This is a genomic window from Micrococcus sp. ACRRV, from assembly GCF_022346985.1.
Classification (GTDB): domain Bacteria; phylum Actinomycetota; class Actinomycetes; order Actinomycetales; family Micrococcaceae; genus Micrococcus; species Micrococcus porci.
Genome location: NZ_JAKRNH010000003.1, coordinates 16545 through 36710 on the forward strand (window position 1 = coordinate 16545; position 20166 = coordinate 36710).

The 20166-nt window shown below is 73.9% G+C and carries 18 protein-coding genes; 1 reads left to right on the forward strand and 17 read right to left on the reverse strand.

The genetic code is table 11. The features are described 5' to 3' along the window. Positions 1–58 precede the first annotated feature (58 nt). From MHY29_RS00735 to MHY29_RS00795, 13 genes are all read right to left on the reverse strand, one after another. On the reverse strand, positions 59–1519 hold the full coding sequence (locus tag MHY29_RS00735) for a glutamate synthase subunit beta (protein ID WP_239237924.1): 1461 nt from the start codon (positions 1517–1519) through the stop codon (positions 59–61). Next, a complete protein-coding gene (gene gltB / locus MHY29_RS00740) occupies positions 1512–6164 on the reverse strand; it encodes a glutamate synthase large subunit (RefSeq protein ID WP_224354949.1) in 4653 nt (1550 codons plus the stop codon). Before gltB ends, MHY29_RS00735 begins: the two co-directional genes overlap by 8 nt. A 247-nt stretch (positions 6165–6411) precedes the next feature. Beyond that, positions 6412–7419, reverse strand: a complete 1008-nt coding sequence (gene lgt / locus MHY29_RS00745; RefSeq protein ID WP_370643412.1) for a prolipoprotein diacylglyceryl transferase — start codon at positions 7417–7419, stop codon at positions 6412–6414. Next, positions 7416–8246: a tryptophan synthase subunit alpha gene (trpA, locus tag MHY29_RS00750; protein WP_239237926.1), complete on the reverse strand. Its 831-nt coding sequence runs from the start codon at positions 8244–8246 to the stop codon at positions 7416–7418. Before trpA ends, lgt begins: the two co-directional genes overlap by 4 nt. Positions 8247–8254: 8 nt before the next feature. Beyond that, positions 8255–9565: a tryptophan synthase subunit beta gene (trpB, locus tag MHY29_RS00755; RefSeq protein WP_224354951.1), complete on the reverse strand. Its 1311-nt coding sequence runs from the start codon at positions 9563–9565 to the stop codon at positions 8255–8257. A gap of 28 nt (positions 9566–9593) precedes the next feature. Further along, the gene (gene trpC / locus MHY29_RS00760; RefSeq protein ID WP_239237927.1) at positions 9594–10406 is read right to left on the reverse strand and encodes an indole-3-glycerol phosphate synthase TrpC; all 813 of its coding nucleotides are present in this window, start codon (positions 10404–10406) and stop codon (positions 9594–9596) included. Further along, a complete protein-coding gene (locus MHY29_RS00765; protein ID WP_224354953.1) occupies positions 10406–10735 on the reverse strand; it encodes an HGxxPAAW family protein in 330 nt (109 codons plus the stop codon). Before MHY29_RS00765 ends, trpC begins: the two co-directional genes overlap by 1 nt. 124 nt (positions 10736–10859) lie before the next feature. Beyond that, positions 10860–11429 (reverse strand): Trp biosynthesis-associated membrane protein, encoded by a 570-nt coding sequence (locus MHY29_RS00770; protein WP_224354954.1) that lies wholly within the window; start codon positions 11427–11429, stop codon positions 10860–10862. Next, positions 11429–12976, reverse strand: coding sequence for a chorismate-binding protein (locus MHY29_RS00775; protein WP_224354955.1), 1548 nt, complete (start codon positions 12974–12976; stop codon positions 11429–11431). Before MHY29_RS00775 ends, MHY29_RS00770 begins: the two co-directional genes overlap by 1 nt. Beyond that, positions 12973–13368 carry a phosphoribosyl-AMP cyclohydrolase gene (gene hisI, locus MHY29_RS00780; RefSeq protein ID WP_224354956.1) on the reverse strand — a complete coding sequence of 132 codons (396 nt, stop codon included), beginning with the start codon at positions 13366–13368 and terminating at the stop codon, positions 12973–12975. Before hisI ends, MHY29_RS00775 begins: the two co-directional genes overlap by 4 nt. Before the next feature lie 69 nt (positions 13369–13437). Further along, positions 13438–14208, reverse strand: a complete 771-nt coding sequence (gene hisF, locus MHY29_RS00785; RefSeq protein ID WP_224354957.1) for an imidazole glycerol phosphate synthase subunit HisF — start codon at positions 14206–14208, stop codon at positions 13438–13440. Between the two features lie 47 nt (positions 14209–14255). Next, complete coding sequence (hisG, locus tag MHY29_RS00790; protein WP_224354958.1) at positions 14256–15104, reverse strand: ATP phosphoribosyltransferase; 849 nt, start codon at positions 15102–15104, stop codon at positions 14256–14258. A gap of 27 nt (positions 15105–15131) precedes the next feature. Continuing rightward, entirely contained in the window at positions 15132–15395 is a 264-nt protein-coding gene (locus MHY29_RS00795) for a phosphoribosyl-ATP diphosphatase (protein WP_239237928.1), read from the reverse strand. Between the two features lie 74 nt (positions 15396–15469). On the opposite strand from MHY29_RS00795, the gene MHY29_RS00800 reads away from it, so the two are divergent. Continuing rightward, complete coding sequence (locus MHY29_RS00800; RefSeq protein WP_239237929.1) at positions 15470–15901, forward strand: hypothetical protein; 432 nt, start codon at positions 15470–15472, stop codon at positions 15899–15901. A 30-nt stretch (positions 15902–15931) separates the two neighbouring features. On the opposite strand, the gene MHY29_RS12415 is transcribed toward MHY29_RS00800, so the two are convergent. From MHY29_RS12415 to MHY29_RS00820, 4 genes are all read right to left on the reverse strand, one after another. Further along, entirely contained in the window at positions 15932–17620 is a 1689-nt protein-coding gene (locus tag MHY29_RS12415) for a DUF4232 domain-containing protein (RefSeq protein ID WP_239237930.1), read from the reverse strand. 30 nt (positions 17621–17650) lie between these two features. Then, positions 17651–18145 carry a 6,7-dimethyl-8-ribityllumazine synthase gene (gene ribH, locus MHY29_RS00810; protein ID WP_239237931.1) on the reverse strand — a complete coding sequence of 165 codons (495 nt, stop codon included), beginning with the start codon at positions 18143–18145 and terminating at the stop codon, positions 17651–17653. Between the two features lie 76 nt (positions 18146–18221). Then, entirely contained in the window at positions 18222–19502 is a 1281-nt protein-coding gene (gene ribB, locus MHY29_RS00815; RefSeq protein ID WP_239237932.1) for a 3,4-dihydroxy-2-butanone-4-phosphate synthase, read from the reverse strand. Further along, the gene (locus MHY29_RS00820) at positions 19499–20152 is read right to left on the reverse strand and encodes a riboflavin synthase (RefSeq protein ID WP_224354964.1); all 654 of its coding nucleotides are present in this window, start codon (positions 20150–20152) and stop codon (positions 19499–19501) included. Before MHY29_RS00820 ends, ribB begins: the two co-directional genes overlap by 4 nt. Positions 20153–20166: the final 14 nt, after the last annotated feature.

A 20166-nucleotide genomic window follows, 5' to 3' on the forward strand; every position in this document is an offset into this window, starting at 1 on the left:
GGGCCCGCCCTCCGAGGAGGACGGGCCCGCGCTCCGCCGGTGCGGGGTGACGCAGGTCTCAGCCGAGGACGAGGCCCCGGTCCGTGGGGTCCACCGGGTGCGGGAGCCGCGACCAGCTCTCGAGGGACTCGTCCACGGCCTGCGCGCACGCGCGCCCCTCGGCGATGGCCCACACGACCAGGGAGGCGCCGCGCCCGGCGTCGCCGCAGACGAAGACGCCGGGCTCGTCCGTCTCGTAGGTCCCCGCCCGGGCCACGAGGCCGCGTTCCGTGCGCACGGCCAGCTGCGCGGTCAGCGCCTCCTCCTCGACCCCCGTGAAGCCCAGGGCGAGCAGCACCAGGTCCGCCTTGACCTCGCGCTCGGTGCCGGCCTTGGGCCCCCGGGTGCCGTCCGCCCGGTACTCGGTCTCCGCGACGCGCAGGGCGCGCACGCGGCCGTTCTCATCGCCGAGGAACTCCACGGTGGAGGCGAGGTGCTCACGCTGACCGCCCTCGGCGTCGGCCGTGGTCATCTGGTGGACCTTCGGCACGGTCGGCCACGGCTGGTGCACCGGACGGTCCACGGGCAGCTGCTGGCCGATCGCGAGCGTGGTCACCGAGGCCGCGCCCTGGCGGTGCGCGGTGCCGATGCAGTCCGCACCGGTGTCGCCGCCGCCCAGGACGACGACGTGACGCCCCTCCGCCGTGATCTGGCCGGGCACGTCGTCGCCGGCGGTGGCGTGATTGGACTGCACGAGGTAGTCCATGGCCAGGTGGATGCCGTCCAGGCTGCGGCCGGGCACGGGCAGCTCCCGTCCCACGGGGGCGCCGGTGGCCACGATCACCGCGTCGAAGCGGGCCTTGAGGGCGTCCCAGGCGAGGTCCCGACCGATCTCCACCCCGGTGCGGAAGCGCGTGCCCTCCGCCTCCATCTGCGCCAGGCGGCGGTCCAGGACGTCCTTCTCCAGCTTGAAGTCCGGGATGCCGTAGCGCAGGAGGCCGCCGGGGCGGTCGTCCCGCTCGTAGACGACCACGGTGAAGCCGGCCCGCGTGAGCTGCTGGGCCGCGGCCAGTCCGGCCGGCCCGGAGCCGACCACGGCCACCGTGTGGCCGTTGATCCGGGTCGGCACGACCGGCTCCAGCCAGTCATGGTCGAAGATCTGCTCGGCGATGGCGACCTCGGTCTGCTTGATGGTCACGGCGGGCTGGTTGATGCCCAGCGTGCACGCGTCCTCGCAGGGGGCCGGGCAGATGCGCCCGGTGACCTCGGGGAAGTTGTTCGTCGAGTGCAGCCGGGCGGCCGCGTCCTCCCAGCGCCCGCGGCGCACGAGGTCGTTCCACTCGGGGATGAGGTTCCCGAGGGGGCAGCCGGAGTGGCAGAACGGGATGCCGCAGTCCATGCAGCGGCTCGCCTGGGTGCGCACGACGGCCTCGTCCTGACGGACGTACACGTCCTTGAAGTCCATGATGCGCACCGGCACCGGGCGCGTGGGGCGCTCGACGCGCTCCCGGTTCTTCAGGAATCCGCGCGGATCAGCCACGGGTCACCTCCAGCAGTCGGTCCCAGACGGCCTCTCCGTCCGGGTCGAGTCCCTCGGCCACCGCCTCGGCCCGGGTCCGCAGGACCAGGTCGTACCGGCGGGGCAGGATGGTCGTGAAGCGGTCCCAGACGCCCTGGGCGGCGTCGCCGCCGGCGTCGAGGTCCGCGAGCAGCCGCTCGGCGACGGCGGAGCCCGTCTCCGCCCGGTGCGTGCGCAGCAGCGCGGCGATGCGCTCCCGGTCCGCCGCGGAGGGGGTGGAGAGGAGCAGATCGCCCTCGCGGACGGCCAGCGGGTTCAGGTCGGCCCGGTCCAGGTCGAGGATCCACGCGCGGCCGCCGGACATGCCGGCCGCCAGGTTGCGCCCGGTCTCTCCGAGCACGAGGGCCTCGCCGCCGGTCATGTACTCCAGGCCGTGGTCGCCGATGCCCTCGGCGACCGCGGTCGCGCCGGAGTTGCGCACGAGGAACCGCTCGCCCACGCGGCCCCGCAGGAACAGCTCGCCGGAGGTGGCGCCGTAGCCGATCACGTTGCCCGCCACGGTGTTGTCCTCTGCGGCGAAGGGGGCGGTCGCGTCCGGGCGGACGACCACGCGGCCGCCGGACAGGCCCTTCCCGACGTAGTCGTTCGCGTCGCCGTCGAGGCGCAGCGTGACGCCGGCCGGGAGGAAGGCGCCGAGGGACTGCCCCGCCTCACCGGTGAGCCGCACGGTGATCGTGTCTGCCGGCAGCTCGTCGGCCAGCCGGGTGCTGGTGACGTGGTGGCCGAGCATCGTGCCGATCGAGCGGTCCGTGTTCACCACGGACTCGTCCATCACCACGGGGGCGCCCGTCGCGAGGGTGTCCCCCAGTCGGGCGATCAGGCGGTTGTCGATGTGGGCCGCGAGGTCGTGGTCCTGGTCCACCATGCGACGCATCGGCGCGTCCGCGGCGCCCGCGCGGCGGCCCACCGAGGGGTCCGCGAGGATGCCGGAGAGGTCGAGGCCCTCCGTCTTCCAGTGGTGCAGGGCGGCGTCGACGTCCAGCAGCTCGCGGTGGCCGATCGCCTCGTCGAGGGTCCGGAAGCCCAGCTCGGCGAGCAGCTCGCGCACCTCCTGGGCGACGAACTCGAAGAAGTTGACCACGAACTCCGGCTTCCCGGTGAACCGGGAGCGCAGCTCGGGGTTCTGCGTGGCCACGCCCACCGGGCAGGTGTCCAGGTGGCACACGCGCATCATGATGCAGCCGGAGACGACGAGCGGGGCGGTGGCGAAGCCGAACTCCTCCGCGCCGAGCAGGGCGGCGACCACCACGTCGCGGCCGGTCTTGAGCTGGCCGTCGACCTGCACGGTCACCCGCTCACGCAGCCCGTTGAGCATCAGCGTCTGCTGGGCCTCGGCCAGGCCGAGCTCCCACGGTGTGCCGGCGTGCTTGAGCGAGTTCAGCGGGGAGGCGCCCGTGCCGCCGTCATGGCCGGAGATCAGCACGACGTCGGCCTTCGCCTTGGCCACGCCGGCCGCCACGGTGCCCACGCCCGACTCCGAGACCAGCTTGACATGCACCCGCGCCGCCGGGTTGGAGCGCTTGAGGTCGTGGATGAGCTGGGCCAGGTCCTCGATCGAGTAGATGTCGTGGTGCGGGGGCGGCGACACCAGGGACACGCCGGGGGTGGAGTGCCGGGTCCGCGCCACCCACGGGTAGACCTTCGCGCCCATGAGCTGGCCGCCCTCGCCGGGCTTGGCGCCCTGGGCCATCTTGATCTGCAGGTCCGTGGCGGTGGTCAGGTACAGGCTGGTCACGCCGAACCGGCCCGAGGCGATCTGCTTGATCTTCGACCGGCGCTCCGGGTCCAGCAGACGCTCGGGGTCTTCGCCGCCCTCACCCGAGTTGGAGCGCGCGCCGAGTCGGTTCATGGCGATCGCCAGGGTCTCGTGCGCCTCCTGGGAGATGGATCCGTAGGACATGGCGCCGGTGGAGAAGCGCCGGACGATCGACTCGACGGGCTCCACCTCGGAGATCGGCACCGGGGTGCGGTCCTCCGAGCGCAGCCGCATCAGCCCGCGCAGGGTCATCAGCTCCTCCGCCTGGCCGTCGACGCGCCGCGTGTAGTCCTTGAACACGTCGTAGCGGCGCTCCCGGGTGGAGTGCTGCAGGCGGAAGACGGTCTCCGGGTTGAACAGGTGCGGGGCGCCCTCGCGCCGCCACTGGTACTCGCCGCCCACCTCGAGCTCGCGGTACGGGTTGATGTCGTTGCCGTCCGGCGGGTACGCGAACTCGTGGCGCGCCTGGATCTCCGCGGCGACCACCTCCAGGCCCACGCCGTCGAGCGGGCTGGTGGTGCCCGCGAAGTACCGGTCAACGAACCGGCGGGACAGGCCGAGCGCCTCGAAGGTCTGGGCGCCCGTGTAGGAGGCCACGGTGGAGATGCCCATCTTGGACATGATCTTCTGCACCCCCTTGCCGAGGGCCTTGATCAGGTTCGCCACGGCCTGCTCGGCGGTGACGCCCTCGATCTCGCCCGTGCGGACGAGTTCCTCGGCGGACTCCATGGCCAGGTACGGGTTCACGGCGGAGGCGCCGTAGCCCAGCAGGACGGCCACGTGGTGGACCTCGCGGACGTCGCCGGCCTCGACGACCAGGGACGTGCGGGTCCGGTTGGCGCTGGCCAGCAGGTGGTGGTGCACGGCCGAGGTCAGCAGCAGGGACGGGATCGGCGCCCACTGCGCCGTCGCGCCCCGGTCCGAGAGCACGACGTACTCGACGCCGCGGTTCACCGCCGCGGAGACCTGCTCGCAGATCTCCTTCAGGCGGGTGCGGAGCTCCTCGGCCCCGCCGGCCACCCGATAGGTGCCGGTCACCTTGAGGGCCAGCCGGCCGCCGTCGCCGTCCCGCAGGTGCTGGATGCGGGCCAGCTGGTCGTTGTCGATCACCGGGAACGGCACGTCCACCTGGCGGGTATGCACCCGCTCCGCGGAGAGCACGTTGCCCTGCGGACCGATCCCGGTGCGCATCGAGGTGACCTGCTCCTCGCGGATGGCGTCCAGCGGCGGGTTCGTCACCTGCGCGAAGGACTGCACGAAGTAGTCGAAGAGCAGGCGCGGACGCTTCGAGAGCACCGCGATGGGCGTGTCGGTGCCCATCGCGCCGAGAGGCTCGGCGCCGTCACGGGCCATGGGGCCGACGAGGACGCGCAGCTCCTCCGCCGTGTAGCCGAAGATCCGCTGACGCTGCTGGATGGACTCGGACGACGGCCGCAGGTGCTCGCGCTCGGGCAGCGCGTCGAGGTCCAGGAGGTTCTGGGAGACCCACTCCTCCCACGGCGCGGCGGCGGCGACCTCGGCCTTGATCTCCTCGTCCTCGACGATCCGGCCCTGCTCCGTGTCCACCAGGAACATGCGGCCGGGGGCCACGCGTCCCTTCCGGACGACGTCGGCGGGGTCGATCGAGACGACGCCCACCTCGGAGGCGAGCACCACGAGGCCGTCCCGGGTCTCCCAGTAGCGGGCCGGACGCAGTCCGTTGCGGTCCAGGACCGCCCCTACCTGCGTGCCGTCGGAGAACGCGACGGCGGCGGGGCCGTCCCACGGCTCCATGAGCATCGAGTGGTACTGGTAGAACGCGCGGCGGGCCGGGTCCATGGTGGCGTGGTTCTCCCAGGCCTCCGGGATCATCATCATCACGGCCTGGGTGAGCGGCCGGCCCGACAGCATCAGGAGCTCCGCGACCTCGTCGAAGGAGGCCGAGTCCGAGCCGATGGGACTGATCAGCGGGAACAGCTCCTCCGGCACCTCCCCGAGCATCGGGTGCTTGAGCTGGCCCTGGCGGGCGCGCATCCAATTGCGGTTGCCCTTGACCGTGTTGATCTCGCCGTTGTGCGCGATCGTGCGGAAGGGCTGGGCCAGCGGCCAGGACGGGAAGGTGTTCGTGGAGAACCGGGAGTGCACGATGCCCAGCCGCGTGGTGAACCGCGGGTCGGAGAGGTCCGGGTAGAACGGCTCGAGCTGGGCGGTGGTCAGCATGCCCTTGTAGACGATGGTCTGCGACGACAGGGACGGGAAGTACACGCCGGCCCGGGACTGGGTACGGCGGCGCAGGCGCCAGGCCCGCACGTCGAGGGACTGCCCCGGCTCGGTGCCGTCCTCACCCTCGGCCAGCGCGAGGAAGACCTGCTCGAAGGAGGGCATCGCCGCGCGCGAGCCCGTGCCCAGCGCGGAGGGGTCGGTGGGGACCACGCGCCAGGCCAGGACGTCGAGGCCCTCGGCCTGGGCGAGCTCCTCGACGGCCGCCTTGGCCTCGGCGCGCTCGCCCTCGAGCGGCGGGAGGAAGGCGATGCCGGCGGCATACTCCCCCACGGGGGGCAGCTCCACGTCCAGGACGGCCCGGAACAGCTCGTCCGGGAGCTGGGTGAGCAGACCCGCGCCGTCGCCGGTGCCCTCGTCCGCGCCCACGGCGCCGCGGTGCTCCAGGGCTCGCAGCGCGGTGAGGGCGTGCTCGACGATGTCGTGGCCGGGGGTGCCACGCAGCGTGGCGATGACGGCCAGACCGCAGTTCTCCGTCTCCCGGGCCGGGTCGTACAGGCCCTGGGGCTCGGGGAACGCCGCGTAGCGGACGAAGGGATCGTCCGACCGCCCGGAACGGGGGGTCGGAGCGGACAGGGGGGCAACGGTCATGGTCGCCGTCCTTTCCGGGTGCGCAGGTGCTCGGACGGGGACGGCGTCGGCCCCTCGCCCCGGAACGGTCACTCCGGGACGGGAAGACAGTACACCCGTCACTGTGCTCCCGTTCACACGGGCCGGTTGTGTGACGCAGGCCTCTCGGCAGCCCGTCCGGTGGGGACCGTCGGGCGTTCGGCGGCCCCGGGAGGGGACGACGAGGGCCCCTCCGCAGCGGCGGAGGGGCCCTCGAGGGGCGGGACTGTCAGGCGTCGACGTCGTCCCGCGCGTGGGAGCCGGAGCCGCCCTGGGCCGTGCGGACGGCGGGTGCCGCAGCGGGTCCGGCGCCCTCGACGTCCTCTCCCACGGGCCCGTGGCCGTCATGCCAGACGCTCTGCCGGGCGTGCGGACCGGCCGCCGCGCCGCGGTGGCGCAGCAGGATGCCGATCAGGAACGCGAGGGCGATCGCGAACATCAGCAGCGAGGTCCACACGTTCAGCCGCTGGGTGACGCCGAAGAGGGTGACCAGCTCGGCGTCGTCGATGCGCATCATCTCGATCCACGTGCGCCCGGCGGTGTACCACGCCACGTAGGACCACAGCATGGCGCCGTGGCGCAGGTGCAGCCGGCGGTCGACCAGCAGCAGGACCGCCACGCCGAGCAGGTTCCAGAGGCTCTCGTACAGGAAGGTCGGGTGGAACAGCGTGCCCGGGGGGTACTGCGCCGGGAAGTTCGGGCTCGCCGGGTCCACCGTCAGCCCCCACGGGAGCGTGGTGGGCCCGCCGAAGAGCTCCTGGTTGAACCAGTTGCCCCAGCGGCCGATGGCCTGGGCCAGCAGCACCCCGGGTGCCACGACGTCGGCGAACGCGGTCAGGCGCAGGCCGTACCGGCGGCACGCGATCCACGCGCCCACCGCGCCGAGCGCGATGGCGCCCCAGATGCCCAGGCCGCCGTTCCACACGTAGAGGATCTTGATCGGGTCGCCCGTGCCGTCGTAGCCGGGGCCGAAGTACAGGTCCGGCGAGGAGAACACGTGGTAGAGCCGCCCGCCGACGAAGCCGAAGGGGATGGCCCAGAGCGCGATGTCCAGGACGCGGCCCTCGGGGCCCCCGCGGTCCGCCCAGCGACGGCCCGACAGCCAGAGGGCCACCACGATGCCCGCGATGATGCACAGCGCGTAGGCATGGATCTTCATGGGACCGAGCTCGAACCCGTCCCAGACGGGCGCGGGGAACGCGGCCAGCGGCGTCAGCGCTCCGCTGCCCACGCTCAGGACTCCTTCGCGGTGCCGGCGGCCAGCTCGCGCGCCAGTGCCCCGACGGCCTCGGGGCCGCCGTCGCGCAGCGCCTTCACGAGGGCGGTGCCGACGATGGCCCCGTCCGCGTAGGAGCCGATCTCCCGGACGTGGTCGGCCGAGGAGATGCCCAGGCCCACGCACACGTTGCGGGCGCCGGCGGCCTTGGCACGGGCGACGACGCGCTCCGCGGCGTCGGAGACCTTGCCCCGGGCGCCCGTGACGCCCATGACGGAGACGCCGTAGACGAAGCCGCGGGAGGACTCCACGGCCAGGCGGACGCGCTCGTCCGACGAGGACGGCGCGGTGAGGAAGATGCGGTCCAGGCCGTGCTCCTCCGAGGCCTCGAACCATTCGCCGGCCTCCTCGGGGACGAGGTCCGGGGTCACGAGACCGGCGCCGCCGGCCTCGGCGAGTCGGCGCGCGAACTCGTCGACGCCCATCCGGTCCACGAGGTTCCAGTAGGTCATCACCACGACGGCGGCGTCCGTGCGCTCGGTGATGCGGCGCACCACCTCGAACACGTCGCGCGTGTGGAAGCCGTTCGCCAGCGCGTGGCTCGTGGCGGCCTGGATGACCGGGCCGTCCATCACGGGGTCCGAGTACGGCAGGCCGATCTCGATGACGTCGACGCCGTTCTCCCCGAGCTGGACGGCCGCCTCGACGGACTCGTCGATGCTCGGGTAGCCCGCCGGGAGGTACCCGATCAGGGCGGTGCGCCCGGCGGCGCGCGCGCGTTCGATGGCGTCGCCGGCCGTCGGCGGCTTCTCCGCCGTGGCTTCGTGCTGCTGGTCGGGAGTGCTCATGGGGGCGCTCACTGCTCCTCTCCGGGGGTCATCTCCTCGAGCGGGTCCTTCTGCTCGTCCGCCTCGCCCAGGCCGAACCAGGCGGCGGCCGTGGCGACGTCCTTGTCCCCGCGACCGGACAGGTTGACGATGATGATCCGTTCCTCGCCCTCCGGGGTGCCCTCCCCGACGAGGCCCTCGTCCCGCCAGCGGCGCGCGAGGCGCAGGGCGCCGGCCAGGGCGTGGGCCGACTCGATGGCCGGCGTGATGCCCTCGGTGCGGGTCAGGCGCAGCAGCGCGTCCATGCACTCCGTGTCGGTGACGGGCTCGTAGGTCGCCCGGCCGGTGTCGTTGAGGAAGGCGTGCTCCGGCCCGACGGCCGGGTAGTCCAGGCCGGCGGAGATCGAGTGCGAGTCGATCGTCTGCCCGTCCTCGTCCTGCATCAGGTAGGTGCGCGCACCGTGCAGCACGCCGGTGCGGCCCAGGGTGATGGAGGCGGCATGACGGCCGGTCTCGACGCCGTCGCCGCCGGCCTCGAAGCCGTAGAGCTCCACCTCAGGGTCGTCGAGGAAGCCGTGGAACAGGCCCATGGCGTTGGACCCGCCGCCCACGCACGCCGCGACGGCGTCCGGCAGCCGGCCGGTCTGGGCCAGGATCTGCTCGCGCGCCTCCTCGCCGATCACGGAGTGGAAGTAGCGCACCATGGCGGGGAACGGGTGCGGGCCCGTGACCGTGCCCATCAGGTAATGCGTGGTGTCCACGGAGGCGACCCAGTCGCGCAGCGCCTCGTTGATCGCGTCCTTGAGCGTGCGGGCGCCGATGGTCACGGGGATGACCTCCGCACCGAGCATCTGCATGCGGGCCACGTTCAGGGCCTGCCGGCGGGTGTCCTCCTCTCCCATGTACACCGTGCACTCCATGCCGAACAGCGCGGCGGCGGTGGCCGTGGCCACCCCGTGCTGGCCGGCGCCGGTCTCCGCGATCAGGCGGGTCTTGCCCATGCGCCGCGCCAGCAGGGCCTGGCCGATCACGTTGTTGATCTTGTGGGAGCCGGTGTGGTTGAGGTCCTCGCGCTTGAGGAAGATCCGCACGCCCGGCACCTCGGCCGCGAACCGGGGGGCCTCGGTGAGCAGGGAGGGACGGTTCACGTAGTTGGCGTAGAGGTCCTCGAGCTCGGCGAGGAACTCGGGGTCCTGGCGGGCGGCCTCGTAGGTGTCGGCCACCTCCTTCAGGGCCGCCATGAGGGACTCCGGCATCCACTGCCCGCCGTAGCGGCCGAAGTACGGCCCCGGCTGGTCCTGGAACGGCCCCGCGACGTCGACGGACTCGGTGCTGGTCATGGTGTGCCCTCCTAGGGGGTGGGGACGGTCAGCGGACGGTGAGGGACGCGGCCCGGAACGCGCGCAGCGCGTCGGCGGGGGCGCCGTGCCGGACGAGCGCCTCCCCCACGAGGATCGCGTCGGCGCCGGCGGCGGCGTACTGCCGCACCTGCGCCTCGGACTCGACGCCGGACTCGGCGACGCGCACGACGTCCTCGGGGAGGTCGCCGGCGAGGGCCGCGTAGCGGTCGGGGTCCACGTCCAGGGTCTTCAGGTTGCGCACGTTGACGCCCAGGATGCGCGCGCCGGAGTCGACGCCGCGGGCGATCTCCTCGGAGGTGTGCGCCTCGATGAGGGCGTGCATGCCCAGGGACTCGGCGAGCTCGCGGAAGCCCCGCAGCCGCGCGTCGTCCAGGGAGGCGACGATCAGCAGCACGAGGTCGGCGCCGTGGGCGCGCGCCTCGAGGATCTGGTACTCCGTGACCGTGAAGTCCTTGCGGAGCACCGGCCGTGCCACGGCGGCCCGGACCGCGTCCAGGTCGGCGAGGGAGCCGCCGAAGCGGCGCTGCTCGGTGAGCACGGAGATCGCGCCGGCCCCGCCGTCGGCGTAGGAGGCGGCCAGCGCGGCGGGCTCGGTGATCTCGGCCAGGGCGCCCTTGGACGGGCTGCGCCGCTTGACCTCGGCGATGACGTGGATCCCCGCGGGGTCAGAGCGGCCGTCGCGGAGCGCGGCGTACGCGTCCCGCGGTGCCGGCGCCTGGGCGATCAGCTCCTGGAGGCGCGCCTCGGGGACCGCCTCACGCCGCGGGGCCAGATCCTCCAGGACCCCCGCGACGATGGAGTCGAGGACGGTCTCCGGCATCAGTGGTCGGACCGGCCGGCGGCCTTGCCGCCGACGATGCCCACGAGGACGCCGACGACGATGACGGCGACGCCGATCCAGACGATGACGAGGGCGTCATTGAGCAGACCGATGCAACCGGCCAGGAAGCCGAGCACCACGAGGCCGGCCATGGCCCAGGCGGCCGGGGAGTTGCCGTGGCCCGGCACCTTCGCATGGGTCGGGTCGTTGAGGACGCGGCCGTCCTCGGTGACGACGACCTCACGGGAGGCGGTGTGCCCCGTGGTGTGCCCGGCGGCGTGCGCGCCGGCCTGGGCGGTGTGGTTCACGGTGGCCTCGGTGTGGCTCATGGGGAGTCCCTCGTTCCTCTGGATGCGGTGATGACGACTGCTGTTCATTGTGCCACGCCGCGCGCGGGCCAGGCCGGGCCTGACCCCCGGCGCGGCGCGCGCAGGCCCCGCCGCGCCGGCCGGCTCAGGTGGGGTCCTCGCCCCGGGAGAGCTCGTCCCAGGCGTCCATGCGGTCCACGTGCCTGGACGGCGGCGCCGCCGCGGCGGGCTCGTCCGCCGTCGCGGGCGACTCGAAGCGCCGGCTCGCGGCCCAGCGGGGCCCGACGACGAGCGTCGCCACGCCCAGCACCGCCGCCATCACGCCGCCCGCGGCGGAGACCCAGGGCCAGGCCGACACCGCGTACGCCGCGGCCGGGGCCGTGGTGCCGGTGAGCTCGGAGACCGCCCCGGCGGCGGCCGCGACGGGATCCAGCGCCGCGGTCACGGCGGTCGAAGCGATGACCACGCCCGCCAGCGTCATCAGCACGCCCACGAGCACCACGCCCACGCGCCGGGCCGTGGTCAGCGCCAGCGCCCCGGCCATGACCACGAGGGCCAGCGCGGTGGCGACGGGCGCCACGCGGCCGCCGCCCGCCGTCGCCTGCGGGACGGGGCTGCCCTCCAGGCCGGACGCGGTCACCCAGGTCTGCCCGGTGGCGGCGAGGACGAGCACTCCGGCCAGCAGTGCGGCCAGCACGATCCAGCGGCGGCGCATCAGGCCCCCCTCAGCTCGGCGGCGGTCAGCACGGCGCGCAGGGGCGCCGTCGCCTTGGTGACGGTCTCGGCGGTCTCGGCGTCGGCGTCGGAGTCCGCGACGATCCCCGCGCCCGCCTGAACGTGCGCCTGCCTGCCCGCCAGCGTGACGGAGCGGATGTTGATGGCCATGTCCATGTTCCCCGCGAGGTCGAAGTAGCCGACGACGCCGCCGTAGGGGCCGCGCTCCGTCGGTTCCCACTCGTCCAGCAGCTGCAGCGCCCGCGGCTTCGGCGCGCCGGAGAGCGTGCCCGCCGGGAAGGCGGACCGCAGGGCGTCGAGGGACGTGACGTCGTCGCGGAGGCGGCCCTCCACGTGGGAGACCAGGTGCAGGATGTGGCTGAACGCCTCCAGCTCCATGAACTGGGTGACCTCCACGGTGCCCGCCTCGCAGACGCGGGAGAGGTCGTTGCGGGAGAGGTCCACGAGCATCAGGTGCTCGGCCCGCTCCTTCTCGTCCTCCGCAAGCTCCTTGCCGAGCAGGCGGTCGTCCTCCGGCGTGGCGCCGCGGCGGCGGGAGCCGGCGATCGGGTGGGTGACCACGCGGCGGTCCTGCACCGTGACGAGCGCCTCCGGGGACGAGCCGACGATCTCGTAGGGCTCACCGTCCGGGGTCTGGAAGGAGAACAGGTACATGTACGGGCTCGGGTTCACCATGCGCAGCACCCGGTACACGTCCACCCCCGACGCCGCCGTGTCCACGGAGAAGCGGCGGGACACGACGATCTGGAACACCTCGCCGTCCGTGATGGCCTGCTGCGCCCGCCCGACGGCGTCCCGGAAGCCCGCCGCGCCCCAGCGGTCCTCGGCCTCGGCCGCGACCTCCTCCGCCGTGGCGTCGAGCCAGCGGCGCGGCACCTCGTCCACCGGGTCCTCAGCCCCCGCGCGCAGGCGGGCGACCATGTCCTCCAGGCGAGCGACGGCGTCGTCGTAGGCGCGCTCCGCGCCCGTGGCGAGGCCGTCGCCGTTGATCGCCAGCGCGATGAGCGTGACGGTGCCGTCCTGGGCGTCGTGCACGGCCAGGTCCGAGATGAGGTTCATCGCCAGCAGCGGCAGGCCCAGGTGGTCCTCGGGCGGGTGCGGCAGGCGCTCCCACGCCCGGACCGCGGGCCAGCCCAGGAACCCGGCCATGCCGGAGACCAGGTGGGGCAGCGCGGCGTCCACGCGGGTGCGGGCGTCCGTGCTGAGCAGGCGGAGGGACTCGGCGAGCACGTCGAGCGCGCGGCCCTCGGTCGGCAGGCCCTCCGGCGGCTCGCCCAGCCAGACCGCGTCCTCGCCACGCGCGGTGAGGGTCGCGGCGGAGCCGGCGCCGATGAAGCTGTACCGGGACCACGCCGCGCCCGGCGTCGCGGACTCCAGGAGGAACGTGCCCGGTCGCGAGTCGGCCAGGCGGCGGTGGATCGCCAGCGGGGTCAGCCCGTCCGCGAGGACCCTCCGCACCACGGGGATGACGCGCGACGTCGGCGCGACCGCCAGGAACTCCTCCCGCGAGGGCACGACGCCGCTCATCGGACCGCCTCCGCGTCCTCGGTCTGCGGGTCCTCGTCGGCGGCCGTCGGCGCGGCGAAGCGCCGGTCCGTGAAGCACGACGTCGTGCCCGTATGGCACGCGGGGCCGGTCTGGTCCACGGTCAGCAGCAGGGTGTCGCCGTCGCAGTCCGCGGCGACGGCGAGCACGCGCTGGAGGTGCCCCGAGGTCTCCCCTTTGCGCCAGTACTCCTGCCGGGAGCGGGACCAGTACGTGGCCCAGCCGTCCTCCAGGGTGCGCCGCAGCGACTCCTCGTTCATCCACGCCATCATCAGCACCTCGCCGGAGTCGTGCTGCTGGGCGATCGCGGGGATCAGCCCGCGCTCGTCGAAGATCAGGGGCGGCAGGTCGGCGACGACGTCGGAGGGGCTCATGGGAGTCCATTCTAGGGAGGGACCCCTCATGTGACGGCCGTCAGCGCACCGACCGGACCGCGGGCGTGGTCAACGCACGACGTGCCCGGCGGCGCGGAGGGCGTCCTTGACCTGGCCGATCATGTCGTCCGGGCCGAAATGGAACATCGAGGCCGCGAGCACGGCGTCGGCACCGGCGTCGACGGCCGGGGGGAAGTGCTCCGGCAGGCCCGCCCCGCCGGAGGCGATGAGCGGCACGGTGGTCACCGCGCGCACGTCGCGGATCATCTCCAGGTCGAAGCCGTCGCGCGTGCCGTCGGCATCGATGGAGTTCAGGAGGATCTCCCCCACGCCGCGCTCGGTGGCCTCCCGGCACCACGCGACGGCGTCGATGCCGGTGCCCTTCCTGCCGCCGTGCGTGGTGACCTCGTAGCCGGAGGCGCAGCCGGGGTCCCGGGTGCGCCGCGCGTCGAGGGAGAGCACCAGCACCTGGTTGCCGAACCGCCGCGCGATCTCCCCGATCAGCTCGGGGCGGGCGACCGCGGCCGAGTTCACCGAGGCCTTGTCAGCGCCGGTGCGCAGGAGCCGGTCCACGTCCTCGACCGAGCGCACGCCGCCGCCCACGGTCAGCGGGATGAAGATCTGCTCCGCCGCCCGGGTGACGACGTCGAACATGGTCGCGCGGTCGCCCGTGGTCGCCGTGACGTCCAGGAAGGTGAGCTCGTCCGCACCCTGCGCCCCGTAGCGGGCGGCCAGCTCGACCGGGTCGCCGGCGTCGCGGAGGTTCTCGAAGTTCACGCCCTTGACCACCCGGCCGGCGTCCACGTCCAGGCAGGGGATCACGCGCACGGCGACGGTCATGGGGCGGGCTCCTTCAGGGCTGTCGGGAACGGGGCGGCGCGGGGGCGTCAGAGGCGGATCGCGTGGATCGCGGAGATCAGGATGCCCCGGGCGCCGAGGTCGTAGAGGTCGTCCATCGCGCGGTTCGCGTCCGCCTTGCGGACCATGGAGCGCACGGCCACCATGGACTCGTCGCGCAGCGGGGACACCGTCGGGGACTCCAGGCCCGGGGTGACCGCGGTGGCCTGCTCGAGCAGGTCGCGGCGGATGTCGTAGTCGATCATGACCCAGCGGCGGGCCACGAGCACGCCCTTGAGCCGGCGCAGCAGCACGTCCAGGCCCTCGGGCCGGGCGCCCACGCGGGCGATCATGATGGCCTCCGAGTCCAGGATCGGCTCGCCGAAGGTCTCCATGCCGGCCGCGCGCAGGGTGCTGCCGGTCTCCACCACGTCGGCGATCGCGTCGGCCACGCCGAGCTTCACGGAGGACTCGACGGCGCCGTCGAGGTGCACCACGCGCGCGTCCAGGCCGGACTCGGCCAGGTACTCGGTGAGCAGGCCGTCGTAGGAGGTGGCGATGCGCCTGCCGGCGAGCTCCTCCGCCGAGGTGAACGAGCCGACCGGCGCGGCCAGGCGGAACACGGACTTGCCGAAGCCCAGTGCCATGATCTCCTCCGCCGTCTCCCCCACGCGGGCGTCGCGGAAGAGGTCGCGGCCGGTCAGGCCCACGTCCAGGGTGCCCTGGCCGACGTACACGGCGATGTCCCGGGGGCGCAGGTAGAAGAACTCGACGTTGTTCTCCGGGTCCACGAGGACGAGCTCGCGGGAGTCGCGGCGCTGGCGGTAGCCGGCCTCGATGAGGATCTCGCGGGCGGACTCGGACAGGGCGCCCTTGTTGGGCACGGCGATGCGCAGCACTTCGGTCTCTCCTGGGGGTGGGACGGCTCAGAGGTGGCGGTAGACGTCCTCGAGGCTGATGCCCTTGGCGATCATCATGGTCTGCACGTGGTAGAGCAGCTGCGAGATCTCTTCGGCGGCCGCGTCATGGGACTCGTACTCGGCGGCCATCCACACCTCGGCGGCCTCCTCGACGATCTTCTTGCCGATCGCATGGACGCCCGCGTCGATCTGGGCCACCGTGCCGGAGCCCTCCGGGCGTTCGGCCACCTTGCGCGTCAGTTCCGCGAACAGCTCTTCGAAGGTCTTCACGCAGGTCAGCCTACCGACGGCGGCCGGGCGCTCGGCCCCGTCGTCGCCGTGTGACGGACCGGCATGATGGACCCGTGACCACGCCCCGCCGGCCATCCGCCACCGCAGCCGCCTGTTCCGACTCGTCACCGGGGGTGCCCCGGGCCTTGATCGTGGTCTGGGCTCTGCTGATCGTGCCCGTGCTCTTCTGCCTGGTCGTGGTCGGAGGCTCGGCCGTCGCCCAGGCGTCGTCCTCCGCCGGGACGGCCGCGCTCCGTTCGGCCCTGCGCCTCGGAGCGGCCCTGCTCGCGGCGGTCGCCGGGACGGCCGCGGCACGCCACGCCCGGGCCCCCGCGGCGAGAAGCGTGCTCACCGTCGCGGTGGCGCTGCTCCTCCTGGCGGTGGCCGCTCCCATGGTCCTGAGCCTGTTCGCGGCCGGGACCGAGGAATGGTGCGAGGGCCAACCGGGTGGGCGCGGAGGAGCGCCCATCACGTCCGAGGCCGACGTCCCCCTCCTGTGCCGGTGACCGCCACACCGGCGGCCCGCGGCCCGTGCCTCAGGTTGACGGCGTCCAGGCCCCGACCCGCAGCTCGGCGCCGCCGGGCACCCCGTCCTTGAGGTCGAACGGCGCCGGGCCGGGCGACCCGCTCACCGTGCCGTCTCCCGTGATCGGCGCGGGGATCGGCGGTCCGCCTACCGTGAGCGCGACCGACACGGACTGGGGCGTCGTCTGATCCGCGGCGTTGCGGTACCCGGGCCAGAACAGCCCCGCCGTCGCGGTGCCTCCGGGCGCCAGGACCGCACCGGAGTCCGGGTCCTCCCGGGCGAGGTCCGCGGCCGGGACCTCACCCGTCCTGTCGTCCATGGGCACCGGGCGCAGGTCGATGGGGTCGCCGCCCTGGACGATGGTGATGACCGGGCGCCCCCGCAGGGCGCAGGGCTGGGAGCCGGTGTTCGCGGCCCTGATCCCCGCGCCGCTCTTGCCCATCGCGCTGTCGAAGCCGGTCACCTGGAGGGTCAGCTGCTCCGGCGCGCAGGCGGGTATGTCCGGAGGAACCGCCACCGGCGTGGGGCGAGCCTGCGGATCTCGCGTCGGGTCTGCCGAGGCCGTGCCGGGCACCGGTGCAGGGGCTGGCGTCGGTGGGGGCACCACGTTGTCCGGCGGCGTGGCGTCCGCCGGCGGCGCGGGCACCGGCCAGGCGGCCCAGACGGCCAGGAGGGCGATCGCCACCGCGCCCGGGGCGAGGACGGACCAGAGGACGCGCGGAGGCGCTTCTGCCTCCACCGGTGCGGACGACGTCGCTCCGTCCGACGTCCGCGCCAGCGACCTGAACCACAGGCCTCGCCACACCAGCGCGGCGCACGTGAGGATCACGCCGATCGGCCAGGCGAAGGTCCACGCCACCAGCAGCGGGAGCACGCCGAGCAGTCCGACCGCTGCGGTGGTCGCCGCAACCGTTCCTGCGAGTCGATGGGCGTCTCGGGCCCCTCGCCCGTGGACATCGAGGAAGCGGCGCCCGAGGACCGCGGCCATGGTGGCGGAACCGACGAGGACCGCGCCGACGAGATTGAGGGACTGCGGAAGGGCGAGGACTCCCAGGAGGAGCGCCAGCATGTCGAGGAGGGGGATCGCGACGAGCAGCACCCACCCCGCCTGACACCGCGGCACCACGATCAGGAGCAGAGTCGCACTGACGAGAGCCGTCGCCACGACACCGGCGAGCGCGTCTGCACCGGGAAGGCCGGGGTGCCCGGACCTCATCATCGAGGTGGCGAACCCGGCCGCCGTCGCCGTCAGGAGCCCGCCACCCAGCGCGGCGAGCACCGCGGGGGCGTCCACACCGCGACGGCGCGGCGACCGGGGATGCCGAGCGTCCATCGGGGGCGTCGACGGGACCGGCGCGGTGCGCCCGGTGCCGGCCAGGAACCAGCCTGCGGCAGCCGCCAGTGCGGCGATGAGCGTGACCATGCGGTAGTGGGTCCGCGCGTCGAGCCACAGGTCCTCGCACTGGTTGAAGTCATCACAGTCGAAGAGGAACGCGGGGTCCCTGCCCAGGCGAGCGGCGTGGAAACCGACCACCACCAAGACCACCATCGCCGCCACGAGCAGGACCCAGCCCAGCGCGCCGACCGTGCGCGCCGTGCGGTCAGGCGTGGTCGGCCGCCGCACCAGGGGCAGGGATCGCAGCGTCGGGAGGAGGTCGGCGACGGGATCGGGCGACGCTGTCCGCTCGGATGGGTTCACGCGTCGATCCTAGGCGTGGTCCACGAGCGCTCAGCCGAGCGCGGCGCGCAGCGCGAGCTCCGTGAGCACTGCCGCCTCGAGGGCCTCGCGCCCCTTGTCCTCCTGCGAGCCCGGCAGGCCGGCGCGGTCGCGGGCCTGCTCCACGGTGTCCACCGTGAGGACGCCGAAGCCCACCGGCACGCCGGTGCGGACGGACACCTCGGTGACCCCCTGTGTGACCGACTGGCACACGTAGTCGAAGTGCGGGGTGCCGCCGCGGACGACGACGCCCAGCACCACCACGACGTCGTGGGTGGCGGCCAGGCGCGCGGCGGCCACGGACAGCTCGACCGTGCCGGGCACGCGCACCAGGTCCACGTCGATGCCCAGGTCCGCGGCGGCGGCCCGGGATCCGGCGATCAGGCCGTCCATGATCTCCGTGTGCCACTGCGCGGCGACCACGGCCACGCGCAGGGACCCGGCCGCCGTGCGGTCGGCGTCGGTCAGGGTGGTGAGGGCGAGGGTCGGGGCGCCTGCTCCGCTCATGGGGTGTCCTCCTGGACGGTCGTGACGGGTGTCGGGTCGGGGTGTCTGTCGGGGGTGCCGGGTGGGACGGCGGCGCTCAGGCGTCGCCGAGGTCGCGGTCGGCGAGCTCGTGGTGCATGCGGTCCCGCTTGGTGCGCAGGTACGCGGCGTTGTGCTCGGTCACCGGGGTCGGGGCCGGCACGCGCTCGACGACGTCGATGCCGGCCGCGCGCAGGGCGTCCACCTTGGCCGGGTTGTTGGTCACCAGGCGGATGCGGGTGAGGCCGGCCTCGCGCAGCAGGTCGGCGGCGCCGGCGTAGGCGCGCCCCTCGGCGGGCAGGCCGAGGGCGAGGTTCGCCTCGACGGTGTCCAGGCCCTCCTCCTGGAGCCGGTATGCCCGGATCTTGTTGGTCAGACCGATGCCCCGGCCCTCGTGGCCGCGCAGGTACAGCACGGCCCCGCCGTCGCGGGCGGCGGCGTCGAGGGCGGCCTGCAGCTGGGGGCCGCAGTCGCAGCGCAGGGAGCCGAACACGTCGCCGGTCAGGCACTCGGAGTGCACGCGGACGGTGACGGGCGCGTCGGCGTCGCCGTCCGCGGCGGACCCGGGACGGTCGGCGACGAGGAGGACGTGCTCGGCTCCGGTGGCGGTGTCGGGGTGGACGGAGATGCGGAAGTCGCCGTGGGCGGTGGGCAGGGCGGCCTCCGCGGGGACGACGCGCTGCTCGGGGCGGTGTTCGTGCAGGTGGGCGACGAGGTCCTCGATGGAGATGAGCACGAGGCTGTGCTCGTCCGCGAACTCGCGCAGCGCGGGCAGGCGCATCATCGTGCCGTCGTCGTGGACGAGCTCGGCGATGGCGGCGACGGGGGGCAGATCCGCCAGCTCGCACAGCTCGACGCCGGCCTCGGTGTGCCCACGTCGGGCGCGCACGCCCCCGGGGACGGCGCGGAGCGGGAAGACGTGGCCGGGGCGGGTCAGGTCCGCGGCGGTGGACTCCTCCCCCGCGAGCACGCGCAGGGTGACGGTGCGGTCAGCTGCGCTGATGCCGGTGGTGACCCCGGCGGCCGCGTCCACGGACACCGTGTAGGCGGTGCCCTTGGGATCCTCGTTGCGGGCGGTCATCGGCGGGAGGTTCAGGCGGTCCGCCAGTTCTGCGGGCAGGGGCGCGCAGATCACGCCGGAGGTGTGGCGGACCGTGAACGCGGTGACGGCGTCGGTGGCCAGGGCCGCGGCGTAGATGAGGTCGCCCTCGTTCTCCCGGTCGGCGTCGTCCACGACGACGACGGGCCGACCCTGCGCGATCGCGGCGACGGCGTCGGCGACGGGGTCCAGGCGGATGTCCACCGGGGCGGCGGGCTCGACGGCGGTGTCGATGCTCATGCGTGGGGCTCCTCGGTGGTCGGGGCGGGGATCGCGGCGAGACGCTCGGCGTAGCGGGCGAGGACGTCGGTCTCCAGGTTGACGGTGTCCCCCGCGGCCAGCCGCCCCAGGGTGGTGGCCTCGAGGGTGGCGGGGATGAGGCCAACCTCGAACCAGTGCTCGCGCGCGTCCGCCGGGGACACGCCGGTGACGGTGAGGGACACGCCCTGGAGGGCGATGGCCCCCTGGGCCGCGACGTAGCGGGCCAGGCGGGCGGGCAGGCCGATGCGCAGCGTGGTCCAGTCCCCGTGCGGGCTGACCGCCAGGACGGTGCCAGTGCCGTCGACGTGGCCCTGGACGACGTGCCCGTCGAGGTGGTCGGTGGGGCGCAGGCAGCGCTCCAGGTTGACGCGGTCCCCGGGGCGACGGCCGCCGAGACTGGTCATGCGCAGGGTCTGGCCCATGAGGTCGGCGCGGAAGACGCCGGGCGCGGCGGAGGCGGCGTCGTCGTCGAGGGCGGTGAGGCAGACCCCGTCCACGGCGAGGGAGCCGCCGGCGGGCAGGCCGTCGAGGGCGCCGCCCGCGTCCACGGTGAGGACGGCGGTGTCGGTCTCCGGGCGCTCCTCGAGGGAGAGGACGGTGCCGAGGTGGGTGATGATCCCGGTGAACATGGGGCTCCTTCGGT

Coding starts and splice junctions, on each gene's coding strand:
- trpA (WP_239237926.1), bottom strand. CDS start 8,246: ATGAGCACTCCCGACCAGCAGCACGAAGCCACGGCGGAGAAGCCGCCG.
- hisF (WP_224354957.1), bottom strand. CDS start 14,208: ATGACCGTCGCCGTGCGCGTGATCCCCTGCCTGGACGTGGACGCCGGC.
- MHY29_RS00775 (WP_224354955.1), bottom strand. CDS start 12,976: ATGAGCGGCGTCGTGCCCTCGCGGGAGGAGTTCCTGGCGGTCGCGCCG.
- hisI (WP_224354956.1), bottom strand. CDS start 13,368: ATGAGCCCCTCCGACGTCGTCGCCGACCTGCCGCCCCTGATCTTCGAC.
- MHY29_RS00765 (WP_224354953.1), bottom strand. CDS start 10,735: ATGAGCCACACCGAGGCCACCGTGAACCACACCGCCCAGGCCGGCGCG.
- trpC (WP_239237927.1), bottom strand. CDS start 10,406: ATGCCGGAGACCGTCCTCGACTCCATCGTCGCGGGGGTCCTGGAGGAT.
- trpB (WP_224354951.1), bottom strand. CDS start 9,565: ATGACCAGCACCGAGTCCGTCGACGTCGCGGGGCCGTTCCAGGACCAG.
- ribH (WP_239237931.1), bottom strand. CDS start 18,145: ATGAGCGGAGCAGGCGCCCCGACCCTCGCCCTCACCACCCTGACCGAC.
- ribB (WP_239237932.1), bottom strand. CDS start 19,502: ATGAGCATCGACACCGCCGTCGAGCCCGCCGCCCCGGTGGACATCCGC.
- MHY29_RS00820 (WP_224354964.1), bottom strand. CDS start 20,152: ATGTTCACCGGGATCATCACCCACCTCGGCACCGTCCTCTCCCTCGAG.
- MHY29_RS00770 (WP_224354954.1), bottom strand. CDS start 11,429: ATGCGCCGCCGCTGGATCGTGCTGGCCGCACTGCTGGCCGGAGTGCTC.
- gltB (WP_224354949.1), bottom strand. CDS start 6,164: ATGACCGTTGCCCCCCTGTCCGCTCCGACCCCCCGTTCCGGGCGGTCG.